The 26774-nt window shown below is 66.3% G+C and carries 28 protein-coding genes and 1 tRNA gene; 27 read left to right on the forward strand and 2 right to left on the reverse strand.

Annotated features, from left to right (window positions below):
• Positions 1-28: 28 nt before the first annotated feature.
• Positions 29-922: a LysR family transcriptional regulator gene (locus tag WG902_RS14370; RefSeq protein ID WP_340060794.1), complete on the reverse strand. Its 894-nt coding sequence runs from the start codon at positions 920-922 to the stop codon at positions 29-31.
• A gap of 132 nt (positions 923-1054) precedes the next feature.
• On the opposite strand from WG902_RS14370, the gene WG902_RS14375 reads away from it, so the two are divergent.
• Together WG902_RS14375 and WG902_RS14380 are read left to right on the forward strand one after the other, a co-directional pair.
• The gene (locus tag WG902_RS14375; protein ID WP_340060796.1) at positions 1055-1246 is read left to right on the forward strand and encodes a hypothetical protein; all 192 of its coding nucleotides are present in this window, start codon (positions 1055-1057) and stop codon (positions 1244-1246) included.
• A 2-nt stretch (positions 1247-1248) separates the two neighbouring features.
• Positions 1249-1674 carry a tautomerase family protein gene (locus WG902_RS14380; protein ID WP_340060798.1) on the forward strand — a complete coding sequence of 142 codons (426 nt, stop codon included), beginning with the start codon at positions 1249-1251 and terminating at the stop codon, positions 1672-1674.
• Between the two features lie 74 nt (positions 1675-1748).
• Here the strand turns inward: WG902_RS14380 and WG902_RS14385 are convergent, their stop codons facing one another.
• Complete coding sequence (locus tag WG902_RS14385) at positions 1749-2126, reverse strand: Hsp20/alpha crystallin family protein (protein ID WP_340060800.1); 378 nt, start codon at positions 2124-2126, stop codon at positions 1749-1751.
• A gap of 139 nt (positions 2127-2265) precedes the next feature.
• On the opposite strand from WG902_RS14385, the gene WG902_RS14390 reads away from it, so the two are divergent.
• From WG902_RS14390 to WG902_RS14510, 25 genes are all read left to right on the forward strand, one after another.
• A complete protein-coding gene (locus WG902_RS14390; RefSeq protein ID WP_340060801.1) occupies positions 2266-3531 on the forward strand; it encodes a branched-chain amino acid ABC transporter substrate-binding protein in 1266 nt (421 codons plus the stop codon).
• Between the two features lie 153 nt (positions 3532-3684).
• Positions 3685-4851: a pyridoxal phosphate-dependent aminotransferase gene (locus WG902_RS14395; RefSeq protein ID WP_340060904.1), complete on the forward strand. Its 1167-nt coding sequence runs from the start codon at positions 3685-3687 to the stop codon at positions 4849-4851.
• 234 nt (positions 4852-5085) lie between these two features.
• Positions 5086-5349 carry a 30S ribosomal protein S15 gene (rpsO, locus tag WG902_RS14400; protein ID WP_340060803.1) on the forward strand — a complete coding sequence of 88 codons (264 nt, stop codon included), beginning with the start codon at positions 5086-5088 and terminating at the stop codon, positions 5347-5349.
• A gap of 181 nt (positions 5350-5530) precedes the next feature.
• The gene (pnp, locus tag WG902_RS14405) at positions 5531-7885 is read left to right on the forward strand and encodes a polyribonucleotide nucleotidyltransferase (protein ID WP_340060804.1); all 2355 of its coding nucleotides are present in this window, start codon (positions 5531-5533) and stop codon (positions 7883-7885) included.
• Between the two features lie 9 nt (positions 7886-7894).
• Positions 7895-8884, forward strand: coding sequence for an NAD(P)H-quinone oxidoreductase (locus tag WG902_RS14410; protein WP_340060806.1), 990 nt, complete (start codon positions 7895-7897; stop codon positions 8882-8884).
• Between the two features lie 4 nt (positions 8885-8888).
• Positions 8889-9641, forward strand: a complete 753-nt coding sequence (tpiA, locus tag WG902_RS14415; RefSeq protein ID WP_340060807.1) for a triose-phosphate isomerase — start codon at positions 8889-8891, stop codon at positions 9639-9641.
• A gap of 35 nt (positions 9642-9676) precedes the next feature.
• Entirely contained in the window at positions 9677-10090 is a 414-nt protein-coding gene (gene secG, locus WG902_RS14420) for a preprotein translocase subunit SecG (protein WP_340060809.1), read from the forward strand.
• 141 nt (positions 10091-10231) lie between these two features.
• Positions 10232-10316 (forward strand) — tRNA-Leu (locus tag WG902_RS14425).
• Between the two features lie 59 nt (positions 10317-10375).
• Positions 10376-10747: an NADH-quinone oxidoreductase subunit A gene (locus tag WG902_RS14430; RefSeq protein ID WP_340060811.1), complete on the forward strand. Its 372-nt coding sequence runs from the start codon at positions 10376-10378 to the stop codon at positions 10745-10747.
• Between the two features lie 34 nt (positions 10748-10781).
• Positions 10782-11261, forward strand: a complete 480-nt coding sequence (locus WG902_RS14435) for a NuoB/complex I 20 kDa subunit family protein (protein WP_340060812.1) — start codon at positions 10782-10784, stop codon at positions 11259-11261.
• A gap of 2 nt (positions 11262-11263) precedes the next feature.
• Complete coding sequence (locus WG902_RS14440; protein WP_340060813.1) at positions 11264-11884, forward strand: NADH-quinone oxidoreductase subunit C; 621 nt, start codon at positions 11264-11266, stop codon at positions 11882-11884.
• Positions 11885-12038: 154 nt separating this feature from the next.
• Positions 12039-13292 (forward strand): NADH-quinone oxidoreductase subunit D, encoded by a 1254-nt coding sequence (locus WG902_RS14445; RefSeq protein WP_340060814.1) that lies wholly within the window; start codon positions 12039-12041, stop codon positions 13290-13292.
• Positions 13289-13774 carry an NADH-quinone oxidoreductase subunit NuoE gene (gene nuoE, locus WG902_RS14450; RefSeq protein ID WP_340060815.1) on the forward strand — a complete coding sequence of 162 codons (486 nt, stop codon included), beginning with the start codon at positions 13289-13291 and terminating at the stop codon, positions 13772-13774. Before WG902_RS14445 ends, nuoE begins: the two co-directional genes overlap by 4 nt.
• The gene (gene nuoF, locus WG902_RS14455) at positions 13771-15156 is read left to right on the forward strand and encodes an NADH-quinone oxidoreductase subunit NuoF (RefSeq protein WP_340060816.1); all 1386 of its coding nucleotides are present in this window, start codon (positions 13771-13773) and stop codon (positions 15154-15156) included. Before nuoE ends, nuoF begins: the two co-directional genes overlap by 4 nt.
• 4 nt (positions 15157-15160) lie before the next feature.
• Positions 15161-17320: an NADH-quinone oxidoreductase subunit NuoG gene (gene nuoG / locus WG902_RS14460; protein ID WP_340060817.1), complete on the forward strand. Its 2160-nt coding sequence runs from the start codon at positions 15161-15163 to the stop codon at positions 17318-17320.
• Entirely contained in the window at positions 17317-18399 is a 1083-nt protein-coding gene (nuoH, locus tag WG902_RS14465; protein WP_340060818.1) for an NADH-quinone oxidoreductase subunit NuoH, read from the forward strand. The genes nuoG and nuoH overlap by 4 nt, the downstream gene beginning before the upstream one ends.
• 10 nt (positions 18400-18409) lie before the next feature.
• Positions 18410-18934 carry an NADH-quinone oxidoreductase subunit NuoI gene (gene nuoI / locus WG902_RS14470; protein WP_340060819.1) on the forward strand — a complete coding sequence of 175 codons (525 nt, stop codon included), beginning with the start codon at positions 18410-18412 and terminating at the stop codon, positions 18932-18934.
• Between the two features lie 25 nt (positions 18935-18959).
• Positions 18960-19658, forward strand: coding sequence for an NADH-quinone oxidoreductase subunit J (locus WG902_RS14475; RefSeq protein ID WP_340060820.1), 699 nt, complete (start codon positions 18960-18962; stop codon positions 19656-19658).
• A gap of 55 nt (positions 19659-19713) precedes the next feature.
• Positions 19714-20022, forward strand: coding sequence for an NADH-quinone oxidoreductase subunit NuoK (gene nuoK / locus WG902_RS14480; RefSeq protein WP_340060821.1), 309 nt, complete (start codon positions 19714-19716; stop codon positions 20020-20022).
• A gap of 25 nt (positions 20023-20047) precedes the next feature.
• Positions 20048-22099, forward strand: coding sequence for an NADH-quinone oxidoreductase subunit L (nuoL, locus tag WG902_RS14485; protein ID WP_340060822.1), 2052 nt, complete (start codon positions 20048-20050; stop codon positions 22097-22099).
• A 19-nt stretch (positions 22100-22118) separates the two neighbouring features.
• Positions 22119-23591, forward strand: a complete 1473-nt coding sequence (locus WG902_RS14490) for an NADH-quinone oxidoreductase subunit M (RefSeq protein ID WP_340060905.1) — start codon at positions 22119-22121, stop codon at positions 23589-23591.
• 19 nt (positions 23592-23610) lie between these two features.
• Positions 23611-25098, forward strand: a complete 1488-nt coding sequence (nuoN, locus tag WG902_RS14495) for an NADH-quinone oxidoreductase subunit NuoN (protein WP_340060823.1) — start codon at positions 23611-23613, stop codon at positions 25096-25098.
• A gap of 13 nt (positions 25099-25111) precedes the next feature.
• A complete protein-coding gene (locus tag WG902_RS14500; protein WP_340060824.1) occupies positions 25112-25414 on the forward strand; it encodes a DUF2818 family protein in 303 nt (100 codons plus the stop codon).
• Positions 25415-25418: 4 nt separating this feature from the next.
• Positions 25419-26006, forward strand: a complete 588-nt coding sequence (locus WG902_RS14505) for an NUDIX hydrolase (RefSeq protein WP_340060825.1) — start codon at positions 25419-25421, stop codon at positions 26004-26006.
• Positions 26003-26452, forward strand: coding sequence for a DUF1178 family protein (locus WG902_RS14510; RefSeq protein WP_340060826.1), 450 nt, complete (start codon positions 26003-26005; stop codon positions 26450-26452). The genes WG902_RS14505 and WG902_RS14510 overlap by 4 nt, the downstream gene beginning before the upstream one ends.
• Positions 26453-26774 lie beyond the last annotated feature (322 nt).

A 26774-nucleotide genomic window follows, 5' to 3' on the forward strand; every position in this document is an offset into this window, starting at 1 on the left:
CAGCCGAACCCCGGTATCCCCGCCCACATCACCGCGCGAACCACTCCGTCCAGTAATCCAGGCACGCCTTGATCTTCGGCAGCCGGTGGCGCGCACCGGTCGTCACCGCATGCACGGGAACCGGACGCAGGTCCACGAAGTCCGCCAGCACCGGCACCAGCAGTCCCTGCTGCACCAGGCCATCGCCGATCAGCGTCGTCAGGCGGCCGATGCCGAGACCTTGCAGCACCATCGCGGCGGCCATGTTGGTGTCGTTCGCACGCCATTGGCCCTGCGCCGGGAAGGTCCAGGGTTCGCCGTCGACCAGGAAGGGCCACTCGTTGAGCGCGGTGACCCCGCTGTTGGCCACGAGGGCGTGGGCCGCCAGTTCGTCCGGCCTCCGGGGCAGGCCGCGCGCACGGACGTAGGCAGGCGTCGCGTAGAGGGCACGGCCCAGGCTTCCGATGCGGCGCGCCACGACGCTGTCCGGCAGGTCGTGCATGGCCCGGATGGCGATGTCGATGCCATCGCGCACCATGTCCACCAGGCGGTCGCCCACCTCGAGTTCGACTTGCAGGCGCGGATGGCGTTGCGCCAGCCCGGGCAGGCCGGGCACCAGCTGGTACTGCGCGACGACCGTGCTGGCGGCGATGCGCACCACGCCGGCGGGTTCGCCCGAGCGGGTGGCGAATTCGCCTTCCAGTTCGTCCAGGGTCGCCAGCGCGCGGCGGCTGTATTCGAGGAAGGTGCGACCGTCGTCCGTGAGGGACAGGCCATGCGTGGAGCGATGCATCAGGCGCACGCCGCAGGCCTTTTCCAGCCGTGAAAGCGTGCGCGACACCTGGCTCACGGGCACGTCGCGCTCGCGCGCCACCGCCGAGAGCGACCCGAGTTCGGCCACCCGCGCGTAGAGCGCCATTTCGTCGAACTGCAGGTTGCGCATGGGCAGCCATGGTAGCCGTCGCGTGCGGGGGCTTGCTGGTGGCGCAAAACCAATTTGCGCCGGGCGCCGTTTCGCGGGCCGCCCTCGCTGCCTAGAGTCCATCCATCGCATCCGCGAACCAAGGAGAAGCAGATGGACTACCGGCACACCGAAGATTTCGCGCGGCGCATGGAAGCCGAGGCCCTGCACGGCCGCGCGCTGCGGCGACAAGCCATCGATGCGTTCTGGGCGGACATGTTCGCCGCGATGGGACGCGGTTTGCGCGCGCTGCGTGGCCGGCTGTCCGGCGCTTCGCGAAACAAGAACCTGCTGCCGGAGGCCTGAACGTGCCGACCCTTCAACTGAAGATCACGCCGCCGCAGGCCGGCGACCGCCTCGCGTCGCTGGCACGCCGCCTCACGGACCTGTCCACGCGGATCCTGGGCAAGCGGCGCGAGGTGACCGCGGTGGTGGTCGAGGAGCTCTGGCCGGGCCGCTGGTTCATCGACGGACGCCAGGTCAGCGGTGCGACCGCGCTGCTGGAGATCCGGGTGACGCAGGGGACGAACAGCGTCGAAGAGAAGGAGGCTTTCGTGCAAGCCGCCTTCGAGGAACTGTCGCAGCAGCTCGGTCCGCTGCACGAGGCCAGCTATGTGGTGGTGCAAGAAGTGCCGGCCAGCGATTGGGGCTATGGCGGGCGCACGCAGGCGCAGAGAAAGGCGGGGTCGCTTTCGCGAACCCGCCCTACGGAAGAAGTCACGTCAGAGGCGTAACGGCGAAACCGCGAAACGGCGCCATGGCCACCGCGTAGGGCGGGTTGCGCAACGCGCACCCCGCCGCACGGGACTTACTTCACCTCGATCGAACGCGACGTCACCACCGGCTTCTTCTTCGCCAGCGACAGCGTCAGCACGCCGTTCTCCAGCTTGGCCGTGGTGGCCTCGGCATCGATCTCGGTCGGCAGCTCGTACGCGGCCTGGTACTGGCGCGCGGCTTCGGCCACGGTCTTCACGCGGACCACGGTGCCGTCGACGTCGATGGCCAGCTGCTCACGGGTGACGCCGGGCACGTCGAGGGTGACGGTCCAGGCCTGCTCGTCCTGCTCCACCTTCACGCCCACGGCAGCGGGGGCGAGGAAGGCGTCGTTCAGGAAACGCTCGAAACTGCGGTCGACGCCGCGGGCGGGAACATAAGCACGGGTGCGAACGGCGGGTGCGAAAAACATGGGAAGCTCCTGTCTGAAAACGGGGTGGGACGCGGCGCGATCCGTGCCTGCGGCTCCCTTACACTGCGCGGCTCTCACACTGATCGCCGCCTGCTCACCATCTGCGCACCCGACGGCGCTTTTCAAGGGATTCCCTGGCATGAATAAATTGCGCCGCGCGGTCTTGAAATCGCTGGCCGCGTCTGCATTTCTCCCCGCCTTCGCGCAGGCCCAGCCCGCCCCGCCCATCCAGCTGGCCGTGATCGAAGGGCTGTCCGGCGGCAACGCCAACGGCGGCGAGGCGGTGTTCCGCAACCTGGTGTGGGCCGTGGAGCGCGTCAACCAGCGCGGCGGCGTGAAGACCCGCGACGGCGTCCGCCCGCTGCGGCTGGACCGCCATGACAGCAAGGGGCAGATCGAGGAGGCGCTGTCGGCGATGCGTTCCGCCATCGACGACGGCGCGCGCGTCATCCTGCAGGGCAATTCGTCGGCGGTGGCCGCCGCGCTGATCGAGGCGGTCAATCGCCACAACGAGCGCGAACCGCAGCGCCGCGTGGTGTTCCTGAACTACTCCGCGGTCGACCCGATCCTCACCAACGAGAAGTGCAGCTTCTGGCACTTCCGCTTCGACGCCCATGCCGACATGCGCATGGCGGCGCTGATGTCCGTGGTGCGCGAGGACAAGGCGCTGAAGTCCGTGTACCTCGTCAATCCCGACTACAGCTTCGGCCAGGCGGTGCAGCGCGAGGCGCGCCGGCAGCTCGCGGCGCAGCGCCCGGACGTGCAGGTGGTGGGCGAGGAGCTGCATCCTTTGTTGCGGATCAAGGATTTCGCGCCGTATGCGATCAAGATCAAGGCCAGCGGCGCCGACGCGGTGGTCACCGGGAATTTCAGCAACGACCTGACGCTGCTGGTGAGGGCGGCGCGCGACATCGGCTTCGAAGGGCGCTTCTTCACCTTCTACGGCAATGCGCTGGGTGCGCCGGCAGCGATGGGCGAGGCGGGCATCGGCAAGGTGGTGGCAGTGGCCGACTGGCTTCCCAACCTGCCGACGCCCGAGAGCGAGGCGTTCTACCGGTCGTTCCGCCAGCGTTTCCCGCGGCCGGCGGACGATTACGTGCACATGCGCCTGCAGTTGATGATCGAGTCGCTGGCGCAGGCGATCGAGCGTGCCGGCTCTGCGGACGCCGTACCGCTGGCCCTGGCGCTGGAGCAGGCCAGCGTCACCTTCGCCGGCCAGGCAGGCCGCATGCGCGCGGCCGACCACCAGTTCCAGCAACCCCTGGCCGTCGGCGTCATGGACCGCCAGGGCACCCCGGGCGTCCCCTTCGACGTCGAAGGCTCAGGCTATGGTTTCCGCGTGGTACGGCAAATTGCGGCGTCGCAGGCGGAGATGCCGCACACCTGCAGGATGGTGCGGTACTGAGTCCAAACCCAACAACCGGACGCAGAAGGCGCAGAAAGTTACGCAGAAGACGCAGAAGAAAAACCAAAGAAAGGTTTTGGATGTCCTTTTGCGATTTCTGCGTAACTTCTGCGCCTTCTGCGTCCGGTTGTTTGCTTTAGCGATTGCACGACAATCCCTCAGATGCGCCAAACAGTCATCAACCTCGAAGTATCCAAGATCCGCGAAGTCGCCAACGCCGGCATGGGGCGCAGCGACGTGTTGCCGTTCTGGTTCGGCGAAAGCGACGAAGTCACGCCCGACTTCATCCGCGAAGCCGCCATCGCCTCCTTGCAGAAGGGCGAAACCTTCTACGCCCACAACCTCGGCCTGCCCGAACTGCGCGAAGCGGTGTCCGCGTACACCTCGAAGCTGCACGGGCCGGTGGGGGTCGAGCGCATCGCCATCACCTCGGGCGGGGTCAATGCATTGATGCTGGCCTGCCAGGCGATCGTCGATGCGGGCGACGAGGTCGTCGCGGTCACGCCGGTGTGGCCCAACCTGCCGGCGCAGGCGCTGATCATGGGCGCGAAGCTGCGGACCGTGTCGCTCACCCCGCGCAACGGCGCGTGGCAGCTGGACCTGCAGCGCCTGCTGGACGCCATCACGCCCGCCACGCGCCTGCTCATCGTCAACGCCCCGAACAATCCGACCGGCTGGACGCTCTCGCGCGACGAGCAGCAGGCCATCCTGGCCCATTGCCGCCAGACCGGCACCTGGATCCTGGCGGATGAGGTGTACGAACGGCTCTACTACGAGCCGACCCCCAACGGCTGCGCGCCGAGCTTCCTGGATGTGGCGCAGGCGGACGACCGGCTGGTCATCGCCCACAGCTTTTCCAAGAGTTTCCTGATGACCGGCTGGCGGCTGGGCTGGCTGGTGATGCCGCCGGCGATGACGCACCACATGGGCAAGCTCATCGAGTTCAACACTTCCTGCGCCAGCGTGTTCACGCAGCGCGCCGCGGTGGAGGCCGTCCGGCGCACCGACGAAGTGACGCCGCGGGTGGTGGCGCACCTCAAGGCCTGCCGCGACACGCTGGTGCCGCTGCTGCAGGCCTTGCCGCAAGTCGAAGTGACGCCTGCCAAGGGCGGCATGTACGCATTCTTCAAGCTCAGCGGGAAGGGTGACGATTCGCTGGCGCTGGCCAAGCGGCTGGTCGCCGAGGCCGGCATCGGGCTGGCGCCGGGCAATGCCTTCGCGCCCGAGGCGCAGGGGTGGCTGAGGTGGTGCTTCGCGTCGAAGGACGTCGGCCGGCTGCGGCAGGGGGTCGACCGGCTTGGTACGTGGTTGGCCCGGTAGGCGTCGGGGTCGCTGGCGCGAACCCGACCTACGAAGGAGTGGCGGGTTTGCGCGAACCCCGGCAATCGGCGGGCGCATCCTCGTAGGCCGGGTTGCGCGAAGCGCACCCCGGCGCGGCGGCAATACCCCTCCTCGTCGCGTCCGCTATAATCGTCGGGTTCTGCAACGCAGAGCGCACGTAGGGCCGCAGTTCCGGCAGCCCTTCGCAAGTCAACAACTTTCAAGGACACACCCATGACCGCCCTCAACAAGGCAGAGGTCGTCGCCGCCCATGCGCGCGCCGCCAACGACACCGGCAGCCCCGAAGTGCAAGTCGCACTGCTGACCGCCCGCATCAACGAACTCACCCCGCACTTCAAGACGCACGCCAAGGACCACCATGGCCGCCGCGGACTGCTGCAGATGGTGAACCGCCGCAAGAGCCTGCTCACGTACCTGAAAACCAAGGACGCGGAGCGCTACACGGCCCTGATCAGCAAGCTGGGCCTGCGCAAGTAACGCGACCCCATCGATGAACGCCTGAGACGGTTCTCGTAACTGCCTCAGGCGTTTTTTACTTCGGAGCGGCAGGACCGGCTACGCGCTGTGTCATTCCTGGGGGGCTCGGGCCCACCCGAACCCCACAGGAATGGCATCGTCTCCGGCCCCAGGCTCCGCCAACCAGGAAAGAGAACAAGCCATGAGCATCTTCAACAAGGTCACCAAGACTTTCCAGTGGGGCAACCACACTGTCACGCTCGAGACCGGCGAGATCGCCCGCCAGGCCGGCGGCGCCGTGCTGGTGGACATCGACGGCACCGTGGTGCTGGCCACCGTGGTCGGCTCCAAGACGCCGAAGCCCGGACAGGACTTCTTCCCCCTCACCGTCGACTACATCGAGAAGACGTACGCCGCCGGCAAGATCCCCGGCAGCTTCTTCAAGCGTGAAGCCAAGCCCTCCGAGCACGAGACGCTGACCAGCCGCCTGATCGACCGCCCGATCCGTCCGCTGTTCCCCGAAGGCTTCTACAACGAAGTGCACGTGGTGATCCACACCGTGTCGCTGAACCCCGAAGTCGACGCCGACATCGCCGCCATGATCGGCGTGTCCGCCGCCCTGTCCATCTCCGGCATCCCGTTCAACGGCCCGATCGGCGCGGCCCGCGTCGGCTACGTCAATGGCGAGTACGTGCTGAACCCGGGCCAGACCGCCCGCAAGATGTCCGACCTCGACCTGATCGTGGCGGGCACCGAGTCGGCCGTGCTGATGGTCGAATCCGAGGCGCAGCAGCTGTCCGAAGAGATCATGCTGGGCGCCGTGGTGTTCGGCCACGAGCAGGGCAACATCGCCATCAACGCCATCCACGAGCTGGTGCGCGAAGCCGGCAAGCCGGTGTGGGACTGGCAGCCGCCGGCCCGTGACGAAGCCTTCGAAAGCAAGGTCCGCGAAGCCGCCGAGGAAAAGATCCGCGCGGCCTACCAGATCCGCAGCAAGCAGGCCCGCACCCAGGCCTTGCGTGATGCCGGCGCTTCGGTGCAGGCCGCGCTGAAGGAGCAGGGCGTCGCGTTCGACCCCGTGAAGGTCGAGAACCTCGTGTTCGAGATCGAGTCGCGCGTCGTGCGCAGCCAGATCCTGTCCGGCGAGCCGCGCATCGACGGCCGCGACACGCGCACCGTGCGCCCCATCGAGATCCGCACCGGCGTGCTGCCGCGCACCCACGGCTCCGCCCTGTTCACGCGCGGCGAGACGCAGGCGCTGGTGATTTCCACGCTGGGCACCGAGCAGGACGCGCAGCGCATCGACGCGCTGATGGGCGAGTACCAGGACCGCTTCCTGTTCCACTACAACATGCCTCCCTTCGCCACCGGCGAAACCGGCCGCATGGGCTCCACCAAGCGCCGCGAAGTCGGCCACGGCCGGCTCGCCAAGCGCGCGCTGATCCCGCTGCTGCCCTCGAAGGAAGAGTTCCCCTACGTGATGCGCGTGGTCTCCGAGATCACCGAGTCCAACGGCTCCTCGTCGATGGCATCGGTGTGCGGCGGCTGCCTGGCGCTGATGGACGCCGGCGTGCCGATGAAGGCCCACGTGGCCGGCATCGCCATGGGCCTGATCAAGGACGGCAACCGTTTCGCGGTGCTGACCGACATCCTGGGCGACGAGGACCACCTCGGCGACATGGACTTCAAGGTCGCCGGCACGGTCAACGGCGTGACGGCGCTGCAGATGGACATCAAGATCCAGGGCATCACCAAGGAAATCATGCAGGTCGCGCTGGCGCAGGCCAAGGAAGCGCGCATGCACATCCTGGGCAAGATGCAGGAAGCGCTGGGCGAGGCCAAGACCGAGGTCAGCAACTTCGCGCCGCGCCTGTTCACGATGAAGATCAACCCCGAGAAGATCCGCGACGTGATCGGCAAGGGCGGCTCCGTGATCCGCGCGCTGACCGAAGAGACCGGCACGCAGATCGACATCGGCGAAGACGGCACCATCACGATCGCTTCCACCGATCCGGAAAAGGCCGAAATGGCCAAGAAGCGCATCGAGCAGATCACCGCGGAAGTCGAGATCGGCAAGGTCTACGAAGGCCCGATCACCAAGATCCTGGACTTCGGCGCGCTGGTCAACCTGCTGCCCGGCAAGGATGGCCTGCTGCACATCAGCCAGATCGCGCACGAGCGTGTCGAGAAGGTCACCGACTACCTGTCCGAAGGCCAGGTCGTGAAGGTCAAGGTCCTCGAGACCGACGACAAGGGCCGTGTCAAGCTGTCCATGAAGGCTTTGCTGGACCGTCCTGAAGGCATGGAAGAGCCGCGCCGCGAGCCGCGCGAATACCGCGACCGCGAGCCGCGCCGTGACGGCAGCGGTGGCCGTGGTGGCGAGCGGGGCGACCGTGGCGACCGCGAGCCGCGTGCCGACCGTGCCGGCGAAGCGCGTCCCGACCTGCGCGAGCCGCGTGGCGACCGCGCCGGCGAGCCGCGTCCCGACCTGCGCGAACCCCGTCCGGAGCCGCAGCAGGAAGAGTCCAACGGCAACCAGGGCGGCACCCAGCAATAAGGCTGCGCCATGAAGGCCATCGAGATCACGCAGTACGGCGCGCCGGAGGTGTTGCGCGCGGGTGAGCGTCCCGACCCCGTCCCCGCGGCGGGAGAGGTGCTCATTCGCGTCACCGCCAGCGGCGTCAACCGTCCCGACGTGCTGCAGCGCACCGGCAATTACCCGGTGCCCCCGGGTGCATCCGACATCCCCGGCCTGGAAGTGGCGGGCACCATCGTGGGCGGCGACGCCCAGGCGATGGCGGCTGCCGGCTTCAAGACCGGTGACCGCGTGTGCGCACTGGTGGCCGGCGGTGGCTACGCCGAACTTTGCGTGGCCCCGGTGGGCCAGTGCCTGCCGGTGCCCAAGGGCCTGAGCGACATCGAAGCGGCTTCGCTGCCCGAGACGTTCTTCACCGTGTGGAGCAACGTGTTCGACCGTGGCCGCCTGCAACCGGGTGAAAGCTTCATGGTGCAGGGCGGCACCAGCGGCATCGGCGTGACGGCGATCCAGATGGCCAAGGCCATGGGCGCCGGCAAGGTGATCGCCACCGCCGGCTCCGACGAGAAATGCCAGGCGTGCATCGGTCTCGGGGCCGACCACGCGATCAACTACAAGTCGCAGGACTTCTCGGAAGAAGCGAAGAAGCTCACCGACGGCAAGGGCGTGGACGTGGTCCTCGACATGGTCGCCGGCGCCTATGTCGACCGCGAAGTGAAGTGCGTGGCCGAGGACGGCCGCATCGTGATCATCGCGGTGCAGGGCGGGACCAAGAGCGAATTCAACGCGGGCCTGGTGCTGCGCCGCCGGATCACGGTGACGGGCTCCACGCTGCGACCGCGGCCGATCGCCTTCAAGGCGGCCATTGCGGCGGCGCTGAAGAAGAACGTGTGGCCGCTGGTCGAGGCCGGGAAGATCAAGCCGGTGATCCACAGCACCTTCCCGGCCGCGGAGGCCGCGAAAGCGCACGCGTTGATGGAATCCAACCAGCACGTCGGCAAGATCGTCCTGACCTGGTAATCCGATGACACCGAAGAGAAAGCTGATCGCCGGCAACTGGAAGATGAACGGCACCCTGGAGGCCAACGACGCGCTCGTGCGCGCGGTGGTGGCCGGGATGAAGCAGGCGCGCTGCGACGTGGCGCTCTGCGTGCCGGCGCCTTACCTGGCGCAGGTGCAGATGCTGCGGCACGGCTCCACCATCGACCTGGGTGCGCAGGACGTGTCCGCGCAGGAGCAGGGCGCCTACACGGGCGAGGTGTCCGCGAAGATGCTGCGCGAGTTCGGGGTGCGCTACGCCATCGTCGGCCATTCGGAGCGTCGCCAGTACCACGGCGAGACGGATGCATTGGTGGCCGACAAGGCCAGGACGGCCCTGGCCAACGGCGTCACGCCCATCGTGTGCGTGGGCGAGACGCTCGCCGAGCGCGAAGCCGGGCAGACCGTGGAGGTGGTGAAGCGTCAACTCGCCGCCGTCATCCACGTCAATGGCCATTGCATCAGCGAGATCGTGGTGGCTTACGAACCGGTGTGGGCCATCGGCACCGGCAGGACGGCGACGCCCGAACAGGCCCAGGAGGTGCACGCGCTGCTGCGCAAGCAACTCGGCGCGGCCACCGCGCAGGCCGAGCGGGTGCACATCCTCTACGGCGGCAGCATGAATGCCGCCAACGCGGCCAGCCTGCTGGCCCAGCCGGACATCGACGGCGGCCTGATCGGCGGAGCATCGTTGAAAGCGCCCGATTTCCTGCAGATCATCGCCGCCGCGAGCGCCTGACGCCGCGGCCACAGACAAGAATTAGGAGTGATTGAATGAACGTTCTGTTGACCATCGTGCTGGCCGTCCAGATCCTGACGGCGCTGGCCATGATCGGGCTGATCCTGCTGCAGCACGGCAAGGGCGCGGACATGGGCGCGGCCTTCGGCGGCGGCGCCTCCGGCAGCCTGTTCGGCGCCACCGGCAGCGCCAACTTCCTTTCGCGCACCACGGCCGTCCTGGCGGCGGTGTTCTTCGTCTGCACGCTGGCGCTGGCCTACTTCAGCCACAGCGTGAAGCCGGCCGGCACGGGCAGCGTGCTCGAGGGCGCCGCCGTCCCGGCCGCGGTTCCTGCGTCCGGCGCCGGCGCGATCCCGTCGACCACCATGCCTGCCGCGACCACCGCGCCCGCCGCCGCGGTGCCGGCTGCGACGCCGGCCTCCGGCGCGGCGCAGATCCCCACGAAGTAGGGAGCACCGGCGGTCCGGGCCAGCGCTGCACGGCAGTGAGGCCACGGATTCGCGGTACACTTAGGGGTTGTCCGGATAGGCCGCGTTTCCCTCTGGAACGCGCCCTCGCAATGCCGTTCCGGGCAGCTTTTTGAATAGATTGCCGACGTGGTGAAATTGGTAGACACGCTATCTTGAGGGGGTAGTGGCGAAAGCTGTGCGAGTTCGAGTCTCGCCGTCGGCACCAAGACAACAGCCTGCCGGGCTGCAGCAACGGCGGGCATCCTCTCGCGGATCCGTGCCTCGATGAACCTCGACCAGTACCTCCCTGTCCTCCTGTTCATCCTCGTCGGCATCGGTGTCGGCGTCGCGCCCATGGTGATGGGCTGGGGGATCGCCAAGGGCATGGGCGTGCAGAAGCCCGACGCGGCCAAGAATTCCCCTTACGAATCCGGCTTCGAGGCCTTCGGCGACGCGCGCATGAAATTCGACGTGCGCTACTACCTCGTCGCCATCCTCTTCATCCTGTTCGACCTCGAGATCGCCTTCCTCTTTCCGTGGGCCGTGGCGCTCAAGGAGATCGGCCCCGTGGGCTTCTGGGCCATGATGATCTTCCTCGCCATCCTGGTCGTCGGCTTCATCTACGAATGGAAGAAGGGCGCGCTCGACTGGGAATGATCCCGCGGCGTCCATCCACCCGAGCACAAAATTCATGGCAGACCAAGGCATTTCCGAGAAGGGCATCGTGACCACCAGCGTGGACACGGTCATCAACTGGGCCAAGACCGGCTCGCTGTGGCCCATGACGTTCGGCCTGGCGTGCTGCGCCGTGGAGATGATGCACGCCGGCGCGGCGCGCTACGACATCGACCGCTTCGGCATGCTGTTCCGCCCCAGCCCGCGCCAGTCCGACCTGATGATCGTGGCCGGCACGCTGTGCAACAAGATGGCGCCCGCCCTGCGCAAGGTGTACGACCAGATGGCCGAGCCGCGCTGGGTGCTGTCGATGGGCACCTGCGCCAACGGCGGCGGCTACTACCACTACAGCTACTCGGTGGTGCGCGGCTGCGACCGCATCGTCCCGGTCGACGTCTACGTGCCGGGCTGCCCGCCGACCGCGGAGGCGCTGCTGTACGGGATCATCCAGCTGCAGCAGAAGATCCGCCGCACGCAAACCATCGCGAGGGCTTGACGATGGAGTCCAACCTCGCAGCCGTCACGCCGTCTCTGGGCGCCACCGTGCAGGCGGTCACCGCCGCCCTGGGCGACCGGGCGAAGAGCATCGACCTGAAGCTCGGCGAGATCACGGTCGTGGTCTCCGCGCGGAACTACCTGGAAGCCGCCCGCGTGCTGAAGGAAGCGCCGGGCTGCCAATTCGAGCAGCTCATCGACCTGTGCGGCGTCGATTATTCCGAATACCGCATGGGCGAGTGGGACGGCCTGCGCTACGCGGTGGTGGTGCACCTGTTGTCCGTCAGCCTGAACCAGCGGGTGCGGCTGCGGGTGTTCTGTCCCGACGACGACCTGCCCGCGGTGGAGTCGCTCACCAGCGTGTGGAGCGGCGCCAACTGGTTCGAGCGCGAGGCGTTCGACCTGTTCGGCATCGTCTTCGAGGGCCACTCCGACCTGCGCCGCCTGCTCACCGACTATGGCTTCATCGGCCACCCGTTCCGCAAGGACTTCCCGGTGTCCGGCCACGTCGAGATGCGTTACGACCCCGAGAAAAAGCGCGTGATCTACCAGCCCGTGTCGATCGAGCCGCGCGAGATCACTCCGCGGATCATCCGGGAAGAGAAGTACGGGGGGCTGCAGTGAGCTTGAAAACCCAACATCCGGACGCAGAAGGCGCAGAAGTGACGCAGAAAACGCAAAAGGACATCCAGAAAACCTTCCTTGGTTTTTTCTGCGCCTTCTGCGCAACTTCTGCGCCTTCTGCGTCCGGTTGTTCCGGCTGTTCCGGTTGTTAAAAATGGCAGAGATCAAGAACTACACCCTCAACTTCGGCCCGCAGCACCCGGCGGCGCACGGCGTGCTGCGCCTGGTGCTGGAGCTCGACGGCGAGGTGATCCAGCGCGCCGACCCGCACATCGGCCTGCTGCACCGTGCCACCGAGAAGCTGGCCGAGACGCGCACCTACCTGCAGACGCTGCCGTACATGGACCGCCTCGACTACGTGTCGATGATGTCCAACGAGCACGCCTACTGCCTGGCGGTGGAGAAGCTGCTGGGCGTGGACGTGCCCATCCGCGCGCAGTACATCCGCGTCATGTTCTCCGAGATCACCCGCTTGCTGAACCACCTGCTGTGGCTCGGCGCGCACGGGCTGGACTGCGGCGCGATGAACATGCTGATCTACTGCTTTCGCGAGCGGGAAGACCTGTTCGACATGTACGAGGCGGTGTCGGGCGCGCGGATGCACGCGGCCTACTTCCGTCCGGGCGGCGTGTACCGCGACCTGCCGGACTCGATGCCGCAGTACAAGGCCAGCAAGGTGCGCAACCAGCGCTCGGTCGACCAGCTGAACGAAGGCCGCAGCGGCTCGCTGCTGGACTTCATCGAAGCCTTCACCCAGCGCTTCCCGAAATACGTCGACGAGTACGAGACGCTGCTCACCGACAACCGCATCTGGAAGCAGCGCACCGTCGGCATCGGCGTGGTCACGCCCGAGCGCGCGTTGAACCTGGGGTTCACCGGCCCCATGCTGCGCGGCTCCGGCATCCTGTGGGACCTGCGCAAGACGCAGCCCTACGAGGTGTACGACCAGATGGATTTCGACATTCCCATCGGCCGCACCGGCGACTGCTACGACCGCTACCTGTGCCGCGTGCAGGAATTGCGCGAGTCCAACCGCATCATCAAGCAGTGCGTGGACTGGCTGCGCGTGAATCCCGGCCCGGTGATCACCAGCAACCACAAGGTGGCGCCGCCCGACCGCGAGAGCATGAAGACGAACATGGAGGAGCTGATCCACCACTTCAAGCTGTTCTCTGAGGGCATGCGCGTGCCGGAAGGCGAAAGCTACGCCGCGGTGGAACACCCCAAGGGCGAGTTCGGCATCTACATCGTGAGCGACGGCGCCAACAAGCCCTACCGCCTGAAGATCCGCGCCCCCGGCTTCCCGCACCTGGCCGCCCTGGACGAGATGGGGCGCGGCCACATGATCGCGGATGCCGTGGCCATCATCGGAACCATGGACATCGTGTTCGGAGAGATCGACAGATGATTTCGGATAGCACCCGCACCCGCTTCGACCGCGAAGTGGCCAAGTTCCCGCCCGACCAGAAGCAGTCGGCCGTGATGGCCTGCCTGGCGATCGTGCAGCAGGAGCAGGGCTTCGTCAGCAAGGAAAGCGAAGCGGACATCGCCCAGTACCTGGGCATGCCGACGATCGCCGTGCACGAAGTCACCACCTTCTACAACATGTACAACCAGCGCCCGCTGGGCACGTACAAGCTGAACGTCTGTACCAACCTGCCGTGCCAGCTGCGCGACGGGCAGAAGGCGCTGCAGTACCTGGAGCGCAAGCTCGGCATCTCCATGGGCGAGACCACGCCCGACGGCATGTTCACGCTGCAGCAAAGCGAATGCCTCGGCGCCTGCGCCGACTCGCCGGTGATGCTGGTGAACGACCGCACGATGTGCAGCTTCATGAGCAACGACAAGCTCGACCAGCTGATCGACGGCCTCAAGGGGGCGCAAGCATGAACGCGCAACAAGTGCTCGCACAGTTCCAGGCCACGGGCGTGCAGACCTGCTTCCATGGCCGCCACATCAACCCGCAGATCTACGCGGGTCTGGACGGCACCAACTGGCGCCGCGCCGACTACGAAGCGCGCGACGGCTACAAGGCGCTGCGCAAGATCCTCTCCGAGGGCCTGACGCAGGATCAGGTGATCGCCACCGTCAAGGAATCGGCCCTGCGCGGCCGCGGCGGCGCCGGCTTTCCGACCGGCCTGAAGTGGAGCTTCATGCCCCGCCAGTTCCCGGGCCAGAAGTATCTGGTGTGCAACTCCGACGAAGGCGAGCCCGGCACCTGCAAGGACCGCGACCTGCTGCTGTACAACCCGCACCAGGTGATCGAGGGCATGATCATCGCGGCCTACGCGATGGGCATCACCGTGGGCTACAACTACATCCACGGCGAAATCTTCAACGCCTACGAACGCTTCGAAGAGGCGCTGGAAGAAGCGCGCGCCGCGGGCTTCCTGGGCAACAACATCCTGGGCAGCAACTTCAGCTTCCAGCTGCACGCCTCGCACGGATGGGGCGCGTACATCTGCGGTGAAGAGACCGCGTTGCTGGAATCACTGGAAGGCAAGAAGGGCCAGCCGCGCTTCAAGCCGCCGTTCCCGGCCAGCTTCGGCCTGTACGGCAAGCCGACCACGATCAACAACACCGAGACCTTCGCGGCGGTGCCCTGGATCATCCGCAACGGCGGCCAGGCCTTCCTCGAGGTCGGCAAGCCGAACAACGGCGGCACCAAGATCTACTCCGTCTCCGGCGATGTCGAACTGCCCGGCAACTACGAGATCCCGCTGGGCACTCCCTTCAGCAAGTTGCTGGAGCTCGCAGGTGGCGTGCGCGGCGGCAGGAAACTCAAGGCCGTGATCCCCGGCGGCTCCTCGGCTCCGGTGCTGCCGGCCGACATCATGATGAACTGCACGATGGACTACGACTCCATCGCCAAGGCGGGCTCCATGCTCGGCTCGGGAGCGGTGATCGTGATGGACGAGACGCGCGACATGGTCGAATCGCTGCTGCGCCTGTCGTACTTCTACATGCACGAATCCTGCGGCCAGTGCACGCCCTGCCGCGAAGGCACGGGCTGGCTGTGGCGCGTGGTCGACCGCATCCACAACGGGCACGGCAAGCCGGCCGACATCGACCTGCTCAATTCGGTGGCCGACAACATCCAGGGCCGCACCATCTGCGCGCTGGGCGACGCCGCGGCGATGCCGGTGCGGGCGATGATCAAGCATTTCAGGCATGAGTTCGAGGCGAAGATTGCCGCTGTGTCTTCCACCGATACCCTCACCCCGGCCCTCTCCCAGGGGGAGAGGGTGAGAACTGAGGCGCGGAGCGCCTAATCACATGATCGAAATCGATCTCGACGGACAGAAGGTCCAGGTCACCGAGGGCAGCATGATCATGCATGCCGCGGACAAGGCCGGCACCTACATCCCGCACTTCTGCTATCACAAGAAGCTCTCCATCGCCGCCAACTGCCGCATGTGCCTGGTGGACGTGGAGAAGGCGCCCAAGCCGATGCCGGCCTGCGCCACGCCCGTCACCAACGGCATGATCGTGCGCACCAAGAGCGAGAAGGCGATCAAGGCGCAGCAGTCGGTGATGGAGTTCCTGCTGATCAACCATCCGCTGGACTGCCCCATCTGCGACCAGGGCGGCGAATGCCAGCTGCAGGACCTGGCCGTCGGCTACGGCGGCTCCGGCTCGCGCTACGACGAGGAAAAGCGCGTCGTCATGCACAAGGACATCGGCCCGCTGATCTCCATGGAGGAGATGAGCCGCTGCATCCACTGCACCCGCTGCGTGCGCTTCGGCCAGGAACTCGCCGGCGTGATGGAGCTGGGCATGATCCACCGCGGCGAGCATTCCGAGATCACCACGGTGCTCGGCGACACGGTCGATTCCGAGGTGTCCGGCAACATGATCGACCTGTGCCCGGTCGGCGCGCTCACCAGCAAGCCGTTCCGCTACAGCGCGCGCCCGTGGGAGCTGTCGCGCCGCAAGTCGGTGAGCCCGCACGACTCCACCGGCGCCAACCTGATCGTCCAGGTCAAGAACAACAAGGTGATGCGCGTCCTGCCGTTCGAGAACAACGACGTCAACGAATGCTGGCTCGCTGACCGCGACCGCTTCTCCTACGAAGCGCTGAACGGCGACGACCGGCTGACTTCGCCCATGATCAAGCAGGGCGGCGAATGGAAGCCGGTGGACTGGCAGACCGCGCTGGAATACGTGGCACGCAACGTCGGCGACATCAAGCGCGACCACGGCGCCAAGGCCATCGGCGCGCTGGTCAGCCCGCACAGCACCGTCGAGGAGCTGTTCCTCGCGGGCAAGCTGGTGCGCGGCCTCGGCAGCGAGAACATCGACTACCGCCTGCGCAACGCCGAATTCACCAATCACGAGGGCGTCCGGTGGCTGGGCACCAGCATCGCGTCGCTGTCCACGCTGCAACGCGCCCTGTTCATCGGCACCAACCTGCGCAAGGACCACCCGCTGTTCGCCCTGCGCGTGCGCGCCGCGGTGCGCAGCGGTGCGCACGTGTCCGTCGTGCACGACCGCGCCGACGACTGGGCGATGACCATCACCGGCGCCAGCATCCTGCCCGCCGGGCAATGGGTGCAGGCGCTGGCGGACATCGCCACGGCCATCGGCAACGAGAAAGGCGCGAAGGCGCCGCTGCAGGGCAACGCCACCGATTCCGCCAAGGGCATCGCCGCTTCGCTGCTGTCCGGCGAGCGCAAGGCGATCTTCCTGGGCAACGCGGCAGCGCACCACCCGACGTCGACGTCGCTGCTGGCGCTGGCGCAATGGATCGGGGAGCAGACCGGTGCGTCCGTCGGCTTCCTGGGCGAAGCCGCCAACACCGTCGGTGCGCAGCTCGCCAGCGCGTTGCCGGGCGAAGGCGGCATGAACGCGGGCCAGATGCTGGCCGGCGGATTGAAGGCGCTGTTCCTGCTCAACACCGAGCCGGAGTTCGACTCGGCCGCCGGTGCGCGCGCCAGGGCGCTCGGCCAGGCCTCGGGCATGGTCGTGACGCTCAGCCCCTTCAAGGCCAACCTCGACATCAGCGACGTGCTGCTGCCGATCGCACCGTGGACGGAGACGCCGGGCACTTTCGTCAACGCCGAAGGCCGCGTCCAGAGCTTCCACGCCGTGGTCAAGCCGCTGGGCGAAGCGCGCCCGGCCTGGAAGGTGCTGCGCGTGCTGGGCAACATGCTGGGCGTGCAGGGCTTCGACTACGAATCGGCCAGTGACGTGCTGGTCGCCGCGCGCGGGGCGGCGGATGCGCAGCAGCCGATGGTGCAGGGCAGCCTGCTGTCCAACAGGACGGCCAAGGCCGCCTGGCTGGGCGACACCGAGGCTCGCCCCGTGACCGCGGCCATCTACCAGCTCGATGGCATCGTGCGCCGCGCACCGTCGCTGCAACTGACCGCCGATGCGCAATCCGCGGGCCGGGTTCGCGAGAGCGACCCCGGCCTTGCCATGGGAGTCGCGGCATGATCGACACCATCTACGGCTACGGCAACGGCCTGATCGCCGCGCCCTGGTGGACGGGCGCCGGCTGGCCCGTGATCTGGACGCTGATCAAGATCGTCGCGGTCGTGCTGCCCCTGATGGGCGCCGTGGCCTACCTGACGCTGTGGGAACGCAAGGCCATCGGCTTCACGCAGATCCGTCCCGGCCCCAACCGCGTCGGGCCCTTCGGCCTGCTCACGCCGATCGCGGACGCGCTCAAGCTGCTGACGAAGGAAATCATCCTTCCGACCATGGCCAACAAGGGCCTGTTCCTGCTGGGCCCGATCATGACCATCATGCCGGCGCTCGTCGCCTGGGTGGTCATCCCCTTCGGCCCCGAGCAGGCGCTGGCCAACATCAACGCCGGCCTGCTGTTCCTGATGGCGATCACCTCGCTGGAGGTGTACGGCGTCATCATCGCCGGCTGGGCCTCGAACTCGAAGTACGCCTTCCTCGGCGCCCTGCGCGCCTCGGCGCAGATGGTCAGTTACGAGATCGCCATGGGCTTCTGCCTGGTCGTGGTGCTGATGGTGTCCGCTTCGCTGAACATGACCGACATCGTGCTGCAGCAGGACCGCGGCTACTTTGCCGAACGCGGCATCAACTTCCTGTCGTGGAACTGGCTGCCGCTGCTGCCGATCTTCTTCGTCTACTTCATCTCGGGCCTGGCGGAAACCAACCGCCATCCGTTCGACGTGGTCGAAGGCGAGTCGGAGATCGTGGCCGGCCACATGATCGAGTACTCGGGCATGTCGTTCGCCATGTTCTTCCTGGCGGAGTACGCCAACATGTGGCTGGTGTCCATCCTCGCCGTCATCATGTTCCTGGGCGGCTGGCTGCCCCCCATCGACGCGCCGTTCCTGAACTGGGTCCCGGGGTGGATCTGGCTGGGCATCAAGACCTTCGTCATGGTCACGATGTTCCTGTGGATCCGCTCGACGTTCCCGCGCTACCGCTACGACCAGATCATGCGCCTGGGCTGGAAGATCTTCATTCCGGTGACGCTGGTCTGGCTGATCGTGATCGGGGCCTGGATGCAGACCCCCTACAACATCTTCAAGTAAGGCATCCTCAATGTTGTCGTCCAACACGTTGCCTGCACGGTCCACCGGCTTCTCGCTGAAGGACTTCCTCTCCAGCTTCATGCTGCTGGAGCTGTTCAAGGGCCTGCGCATCACGGGCAAGTACTTTTTCGCCCGCAAGATCACCGTGCAGTTCCCGGAGGAAAAGACGCCGCTGTCGCCGCGCTTCCGCGGCCTGCACGCGCTGCGCCGCTACGAGAACGGCGAGGAGCGCTGCATCGCCTGCAAGCTGTGCGAGGCCGTTTGCCCGGCGCTCGCGATCACCATCGAAAGCGAGCAGCGCGACGACGGCACGCGCCGCACCACGCGCTACGACATCGACCTGACCAAGTGCATCTTCTGCGGCTTCTGCGAGGAGAGTTGCCCGGTGGATTCGATCGTGGAGACGCACGTCCTGGAATACCACGGCGAAAAGCGCGGCGACCTGTACTTCACCAAGGACATGCTGCTGGCCGTGGGTGACCGTTACGAAGCCGAGATCGCGGCCAGTCGCGCGGCCGACGCGAAGTACCGCTGAGCGGCACAAGAAAGAAACAACGTTCATGGACGTCCGTACCGGTCTTTTCTATCTGTTCTCGGTGGTGCTGGTCTTCGCGGCCTTCCGGGTGATCACCGCGCGCAACCCGGTGTACGCGGCGCTGTTCCTGGTGCTCACGTTTTTCCAGGCGGCCGGCGTGTGGCTGCTGCTGAGGGCCGAATTCCTGGCCATCTCGCTGGTGCTGGTCTACGTCGGCGCCGTGATGGTGCTGTTCCTCTTCGTGGTGATGATGCTGGACATCAACGTCGACGCGATGCGCGCGGGCTTCTGGAAGCACTTCCCGGTGGCGGCCAGCATCGGCGCGCTGATCGCCCTGGAGATGGCGGCCGTGCTGATGGGTGGCTTCCGCACCGGTGACGAAAGAGTGGTGACGCCCGTCGTCGCGCAAGCGTCCACGCAGGCCGCGCCCGCCGCCGGCCAGGTGGCCGTGCAGTACTCCAACACCAAGGAGCTCGGCCGGCTGCTGTACACCGAATACCTGTTCCCGCTGGAGATCGCCGCGGTGATCCTGCTGGTGGCCATCATCGCCGCCATTGCACTGACGCTGCGCCAGCGCAAGGACAGCAAGGCCATCGACCCCAGCTTGCAGGTGCGCGTGCGGGCCAGCGACCGGCTGCAGATCATCAGGGTGCCGCCGTCGCGTCCCGCGCCTCCCCAGCCGGAGCCCGCGCCTGTCGTTGCCGCGGCGGAGACGAAGCCATGAGCCGCCGGGCCGTTCCCAAGGCGAATACCGCAGTGCGTAGCACGGAGGTTTCCGAATGACGCTCACCCTTGGACATTTCCTGACCCTGGGCGCGATCCTGTTCGCGCTGTCGGTGGTCGGCATCTTCCTGAACCGCCGCAACCTGATCGTGCTGCTGATGGCCATCGAGCTGATGCTGCTGGCGGTCAACATGAACTTCGTGGCCTTCTCCTACTACTTGGGTGACATGCACGGCCAGGTGTTCGTGTTCTTCATCCTCACGGTGGCGGCGGCGGAGTCCGCCATCGGCCTGGCGATCCTGGTCCTGCTGTTCCGCAACAAGTCGAACATCAACGTCGAAGAACTGAACACGCTCAGGGGCTGATCCCTCAAGAGCGGGAAAAGAAACGATGGCTACAACCCTCAACGCAGCAACGCTGCTCGCCGTGCCGATGGCGCCACTGGCCGGCGCCGTTCTGGCCGGCGTGTTCGGCACCACCCTCGGCGGCAACGTGATCGGGCGGCGCCTGTCGCACACCGTCACCATCCTCGGGGTGCTCATCGCCTTCATCCTGTCGGCCATGACCCTCAAGAGCGTGGCCATCGACGGCGCCCGCTTCAACGAGACGCTGTACGAGTGGATGGTGGTGGGCGGCTTGAAGATGGAGGTGGGCTTCCTGGTCGACGGCCTCACCGCCATGATGATGTGCGTGGTGACCTTCGTGTCGCTGATGGTGCACATCTACACCATCGGCTACATGGAAGAGGACGCCGGCTACAACCGCTTCTTCGGCTACATCTCGCTGTTCACCTTCTCCATGCTGATGCTGGTGATGAGCAACAACTTCCTGCAGCTGTTCTTCGGCTGGGAGGCGGTGGGCCTGGTGTCGTACCTGCTGATCGGATTCTGGTTCACCAAGCCGACGGCCACGTTCGCCAACCTCAAGGCCTTCCTGGTCAACCGGGTGGGCGACTTCGGCTTCATCCTCGGCATTGGCCTCATCGCCGCCTATGCCGGCACGTTGAACTATGCCGAGACCTTCGCCAAGGCGCCCGCGCTCGGGGGCCTGCCCTTCGGCTACGGCACGGACTGGATGCTGATCACCGTGATCTGCATCTGCCTGTTCATCGGCGCCATGGGCAAGAGCGCGCAGTTCCCGCTGCACGTGTGGCTGCCCGACTCGATGGAAGGCCCGACGCCCATCTCCGCGCTGATCCACGCCGCCACCATGGTGACGGCGGGCATCTTCATGGTGGCGCGCATGTCGCCGCTGTTCGAGCTGTCCGACACCGCGCTGTCGTTCATCCTGGTCATCGGCGCCATCACCGCGCTGTTCATGGGCTTCCTGGGCATCATCCAGAACGACATCAAGCGCGTCGTCGCGTACTCGACGCTGTCGCAGCTCGGGTACATGACGGTGGCGCTCGGCGCCTCGGCGTACTCGGTGGCCGTGTTCCACCTCATGACGCACGCCTTCTTCAAGGCGCTGCTGTTCCTGGCGGCCGGCTCGGTGATCATCGGCATGCACCACAACCAGGACATCCGCTGGATGGGCAACGTGCGCAAGTACATGCCGATCACCTGGATCACCTCGCTGCTCGGCTCGCTGGCGCTGATCGGCACGCCGCTGTTCGCCGGCTTCTATTCCAAGGACTCGATCATCGAGGCGGTGCACCTGTCGAAGCTGCCCGGCTCCGGGTTCGCCTACTTCGCCGTGATGGCGGGCGTGTTCGTCACCGCGTTCTATTCGTTCCGCATGTACTTCCTGGTGTTCCACGGCAAGGAGCGCTTCGACCAGAATCCCGACGCGCACCACGACGCCCATGCGCACGACGATCATGCGCACGAGGAACACCACGAGCCGCACGAGTCGCCCTGGGTGGTGACGGTGCCGCTGCTCCTGCTGGCCATCCCCTCGGTGGTGATCGGTTTTCTCACGATCAAGCCGATGCTGTACGGCGAGTTCTTCAAGGACGCCATCGCCGTCAACGCGGAGAAGCATCCCGCGATGGCGGAGATGGCCAAGGAATTCCACGGTCCCGTGCAGATGGCTTTCCACGGCCTGCAGACGCCCGTGTTCTGGCTGGCGCTGGCCGGCGTGGTGCTGGCCTGGTACCTGTACATGAAGAACACGGCGCTGCCGGCGCGCATCCAGCGCATGGTCCAGCCGGTCTACACGCTGCTGGACAACAAGTACTACATGGACTGGTTCAACGAGAGCGTCATCGCGCGCGCGGCCCGCGGCCTGGGCACCGGCCTGTGGAAGGGCGGCGACCAGGGCGTCATCGAGAACGTGTTCGTCAACGGCAGCGCCCGCTTCGTCGGCAGGTTCGCCGGGGTCGTGCGCTGGGTGCAGTCCGGCTACATCTACCACTACGCCTTCGCCATGCTGCTGGGGATCATCGTGCTGATGACGTATTTCGTCAGCTGGCCGATGCTCCAGGACTGGCTGAGGAAGTAAGGAACAACAACAAATGAAGATGGGACTCCTGAGCCTGGCGATCTGGACGCCGATCGTCTTCGGCGCGATCCTGCTCGCGCTGGGGCGCGACGACCAGGCACGCAGCGTGCGCTGGCTGGCGTTGATCGGCGCCGTCATCAGCTTCCTCGTGACGCTGCCGCTCTATGGCCAGTTCGACCAGGGCACGGCGGCGATGCAGTTCGTCGAGAAGGCGCAGTGGATCGACCGCTTCAACGTGTTCTACCACCTGGGGCTGGACGGCATCTCGTTCTGGTTCGTGCTGCTCACCGCCTTCATCACGGTGGTGGTGATCATCGCGGGCTGGGAGGTGATCACCGAGCGCGTCAACCAGTATTACGGCGCGTTCCTGATCCTGTCGGGGCTGATGATCGGCGTGTTCTGCGCGCTGGACGCGGTGCTGTTCTACACCTTCTTCGAAGCCACGCTGATCCCGATGTACCTGATCATCGGCATCTGGGGCGGCCCCAACAAGATCTACGCGGCGTTCAAGTTCTTCCTGTACACGCTGCTCGGCTCGCTGCTGATGCTGATCGCGCTGGTGTTCCTGTACACCAAGTCCGGCGGCAGCTTCGACATCCTCACCTGGCACAAGCTGCCGCTGTCGTCGCTGGCGCAGACGCTGCTGTTCTTCGGCTTCTTCGCGGCCTTCGCGGTGAAGGTGCCGATGTTCCCGGTGCACACGTGGCTGCCCGACGTGCACGTGGAGGCGCCCACCGGCGGCTCCGCGGTGCTGGCGGCCATCATGCTGAAGCTGGGCGCCTATGGCTTCCTGCGCTTCTCGATGCCGATCGCCCCCGACGCCTCGCGTGAATGGGCCTGGCTGATGATCGCGCTGTCGCTGATCGCCGTGATCTACGTCGGCCTGGTCGCCATGGTGCAGCAGGACATGAAGAAGCTGGTGGCCTATTCGTCCGTGGCGCACATGGGCTTCGTCACGCTGGGCTTCTTCCTGTTCAACGACCTGGGCGTGTCGGGCGGGCTGGTGCAGATGATCGCGCACGGCTTCGTCTCGGGCGCCATGTTCCTGTGCATCGGCGTGCTGTACGACCGCGTGCACTCCCGCCAGATCGCCGACTACGGCGGGGTCGTCAACACGATGCCGACTTTCGCGGCCTTCGCGATCTTTTTCGCGATGGCCAACTCCGGGCTGCCGGGCACGGCCGGCTTCGTCGGCGAGTGGATGGTGATCCTGGCGACGGTCAAGGCCAACTTCTGGCTGGGCCTGCTGGCCGCCACCGCGCTGATCCTCGGCGCCTCGTACAACCTGTGGATGGTCAAGCGCGTGTACCTGGGGCCGGTGGGCAACGACCACGTCAAGGCGCTGACGGACATCAACGCCCGCGAATTCGTGATGCTGGGCCTGCTGGCCGCCGCCGTCCTGTACATGGGCGTCCATCCCAAACCCTTCACCGACGTGATGAACGCCTCGGTGGCCGGCTTCCTGAAGCACGTGTCGGCTTCCAAGCTCTGACGCCGGGAGAGAAGAGAACATGATGGAAAAACTGAGCCTCGGCGTGATCGGGCCCGAGATCGTGCTGCTGGTGATGGCCAGCTTCATCGCGATCTTCGACCTTGGCGTGAAGACGCGGCTGCGCAACGGCACCTACCTGCTGACGATGCTCACGCTGGCGGCGGTGGCGTTCTACACCGGCGACATGGCGGCCAGCGGCGAGACGCGGTACGCGTTCAACCGCATGGTGGTGACGGACCCCATGGGCAACTGGCTCAAGTGCTTCGCCAGCATCGCCATGATGGTGTGCATGGTGTATGGCCGTCCCTACGCGGGCGACCGCGACATGCTGCGCGGCGGCGAGTTCTTCACGCTGGCGCTGTTCTCGCTGCTGGGGATCTTCGTGATGATCTCGGGCAGCAACTTCCTGGTGATCTACCTCGGGCTGGAACTGCTCACGCTGTGCAGCTACGCGCTGGTGGCCCTGCGCCGCGACAACGCCACCGCCACCGAGGCGGCGATGAAGTACTTCGTGCTCGGCGCCATGGCCAGCGGCTTCCTGCTGTACGGCCTGTCGATGATCTACGGCGCCACCGGCTCGCTGGACATCGGCACGGTGTTCAAGGTGATAGCGAGCGGCCAGGTCAAGCACCAAGTGCTGGTCTTCGGCCTCGTGTTCATCGTTGCGGGCCTCGCCTTCAAGCTGGGCGCCGCGCCTTTCCACATGTGGATCCCGGACGTCTACCAGGGTGCGCCGACGGCGGTGACGGTGATGATCGGCACCGCGCCGGAACTCGCGGCCTTCGCGATCTGCATCCGGCTGCTGGTCGAAGGCATGCTGCCGCTGGCGATCGACTGGCAGCAGATGCTGGTGGTGCTGGCCGTGGCTTCGCTGTTCATCGGCAACCTGGCCGCCATCGCCCAGGCGAACCTGAAGCGGATGCTGGCGTACTCCACCATCGGCCAGATGGGCTTCGTGCTGCTCGGCCTGCTGTCCGGCGTGGTCGGCGACAGCGCGGCTGCCGCGGCCAACGCGTACAGCTCGGCGATGTTCTTCATCGTGACCTACGTGCTGACCACGCTGGCGAGCTTCGGCGTCATCCTGCTGCTGGCGCGCGAGGGCTTCGAGAGCGACGAGATCTCCGACCTGGCCGGGCTCAACCAGCGCAGCCCGCTGTATGCCGCGATCATGGCCATCTGCCTGTTCTCGCTGGCCGGCATCCCGCCGATGGTGGGCTTCTACGCCAAGCTGGCCGTGCTGCAGGCGCTGGTGGTGTCGGGCAGCGGCTTCTTCATCGGCCTGGCGGTGTACGCCGTGCTGATGTCGCTGGTGGCGGCGTACTACTACCTGCGCGTGGTGAAGGTGATGTACTTCGACGCGCCGATCACCGCGACCACGGTCGCCGCGCCGGCGGACGTTCGCATCGTGCTGACGATCAATGGCGCGCTGGTGCTGATCCTGGGCATCCTGCCCGGCGGCCTGATGACGCTGTGCGCCGACGCCATCGTCAAGATGCTGGCGAGTTGATGGCAGGCCTGACGTGAGCCAGACAGCCTCGGTCTGGCTGGTTCTCGTGCTGGCCTTCTGCGCCGCCAACCTGCCTTTCGTCACGCAGCGCCTGCTGGGCGTGGTGCCGCTGGCGGGCGGCAAGAACCTGGGCATGCGCCTGGGCGAGCTGGTGCTGATGTACTTCGTGGTTGGCGGCATCGGCCTGCTCATGGAGCAGCACGCGGGGCAGATCGCGCCGCAGCGCTGGGAGTTCTACGCGGTGACGGGCACGCTATTCCTGACTTTTGCCTTCCCCGGCTTCGTCTACCGCTACCTGTACAAGAACCGGAACTGAGCCGATGTCCGACGACCCGCACCTGACCGAGCACACGCTCTCGCGCGAGGAGCTGCTGCGGGGACTGTTCCTGCACGTGGTGCGCGACACGGTGCGGCTGCCCGATGGCGGATCGGCCACGCGCGAATACGTGCTGCATCCCGGCGCGGTGGCGGTCGTGCCGCTCACCGACGACGGTCGCATCGTGCTGGAGCGCCAGTACCGGCATCCCACCGGCCAGGTGATGATCGAGCTGCCGGCCGGCAAGCTGGATGCGGGCGAATCGGCGCTGGTGTGTGGCCAGCGCGAACTGCTCGAGGAAACCGGGTACACGGCGCGCGAGTGGGCTTATGCTTTCACGATGTATCCCACCGTGGCGTATTCGGACGAGGCGATCCAGGTCTGGTTCGCCCGCGGCCTGACGCTCGGCGAGGCGAAACTGGACCAGGGTGAATTCCTCGATGTCTTCACCGCGACGCCGCAGGAGTACCTGGCCTGGTGCGGCAACGGCAGGATCGTCGACTCCAAGACGATGGCCGCGGCGATCTGGATCCAGAATGTGCTGGCCGGGACTTGGAAACTCGACTGGCAGGCCTCACCTGTCCCGGCATGAAGGTCCTCAACCTGCAGTGCGGCCAGTCCCACGGATTCGAGGGCTGGTTCGCCTCCGAAGAAGCGTTCCAGGACCAGCTCGCGCGCGGGCTGGTCGAATGCCCCTTGTGCGGTGATGCGGCCGTCACCAAGCTGCCGAGCGCGCCGCGCCTGAACCTGGGCGCTTCCCAGCCTGCCGCCTCCGTGCCCGCGAAGCACGAGGTGGTCTCCGCCCCCAATGCCCAGCTGCAAGCCGCGTGGCTGCAGCTGGTGCAGAAGGTGATGGCGAACACGGAAGACGTGGGCGAACGCTTCGCGGAAGAGGCGCGCAAGATCCACTACGGCGAAACCGAAGAGCGCGGCATCCGCGGGCAGGCGTCGAAGGAAGAGACGGAGTCGCTGCTGGAGGAGGGCATCTCGGTGCTGCCGCTGCCGATTCCCAAAGGTCTCAAGGGGCCGCTGCAGTAGGACTTCCGGGAGCGGACAGCCGACGCAGAAGGCGCAGAAGTTACGCAGAAGACGCAGAAGAAACCAAGAAAAGGTTTTGGATGTCCTTTTGCGATTTCTGCGTAACTTCTGCGCCTTCTGCGTCCGGTTGTTGGGTTTGGCGCCCGCATGCGATCCCATCGCATCAAGACGTTCCCAAGGGCCTCAAGGGGCCGCTGCAGTAAGGCGGGAGCGGACAGCCGGACGCAGAAGGCGCAGAAGTTACGCAGAAGACGCAGAAAAAACCAGAAAAGGTTTTGGATGTTCTTTTGCGCCTTCTGCGTAACTTCTGCGATTTCTGCGT

This window comes from Ramlibacter sp. PS3R-8 (assembly GCF_037572435.1).
Taxonomy (GTDB): Bacteria; Pseudomonadota; Gammaproteobacteria; order Burkholderiales; family Burkholderiaceae_C; genus Ramlibacter.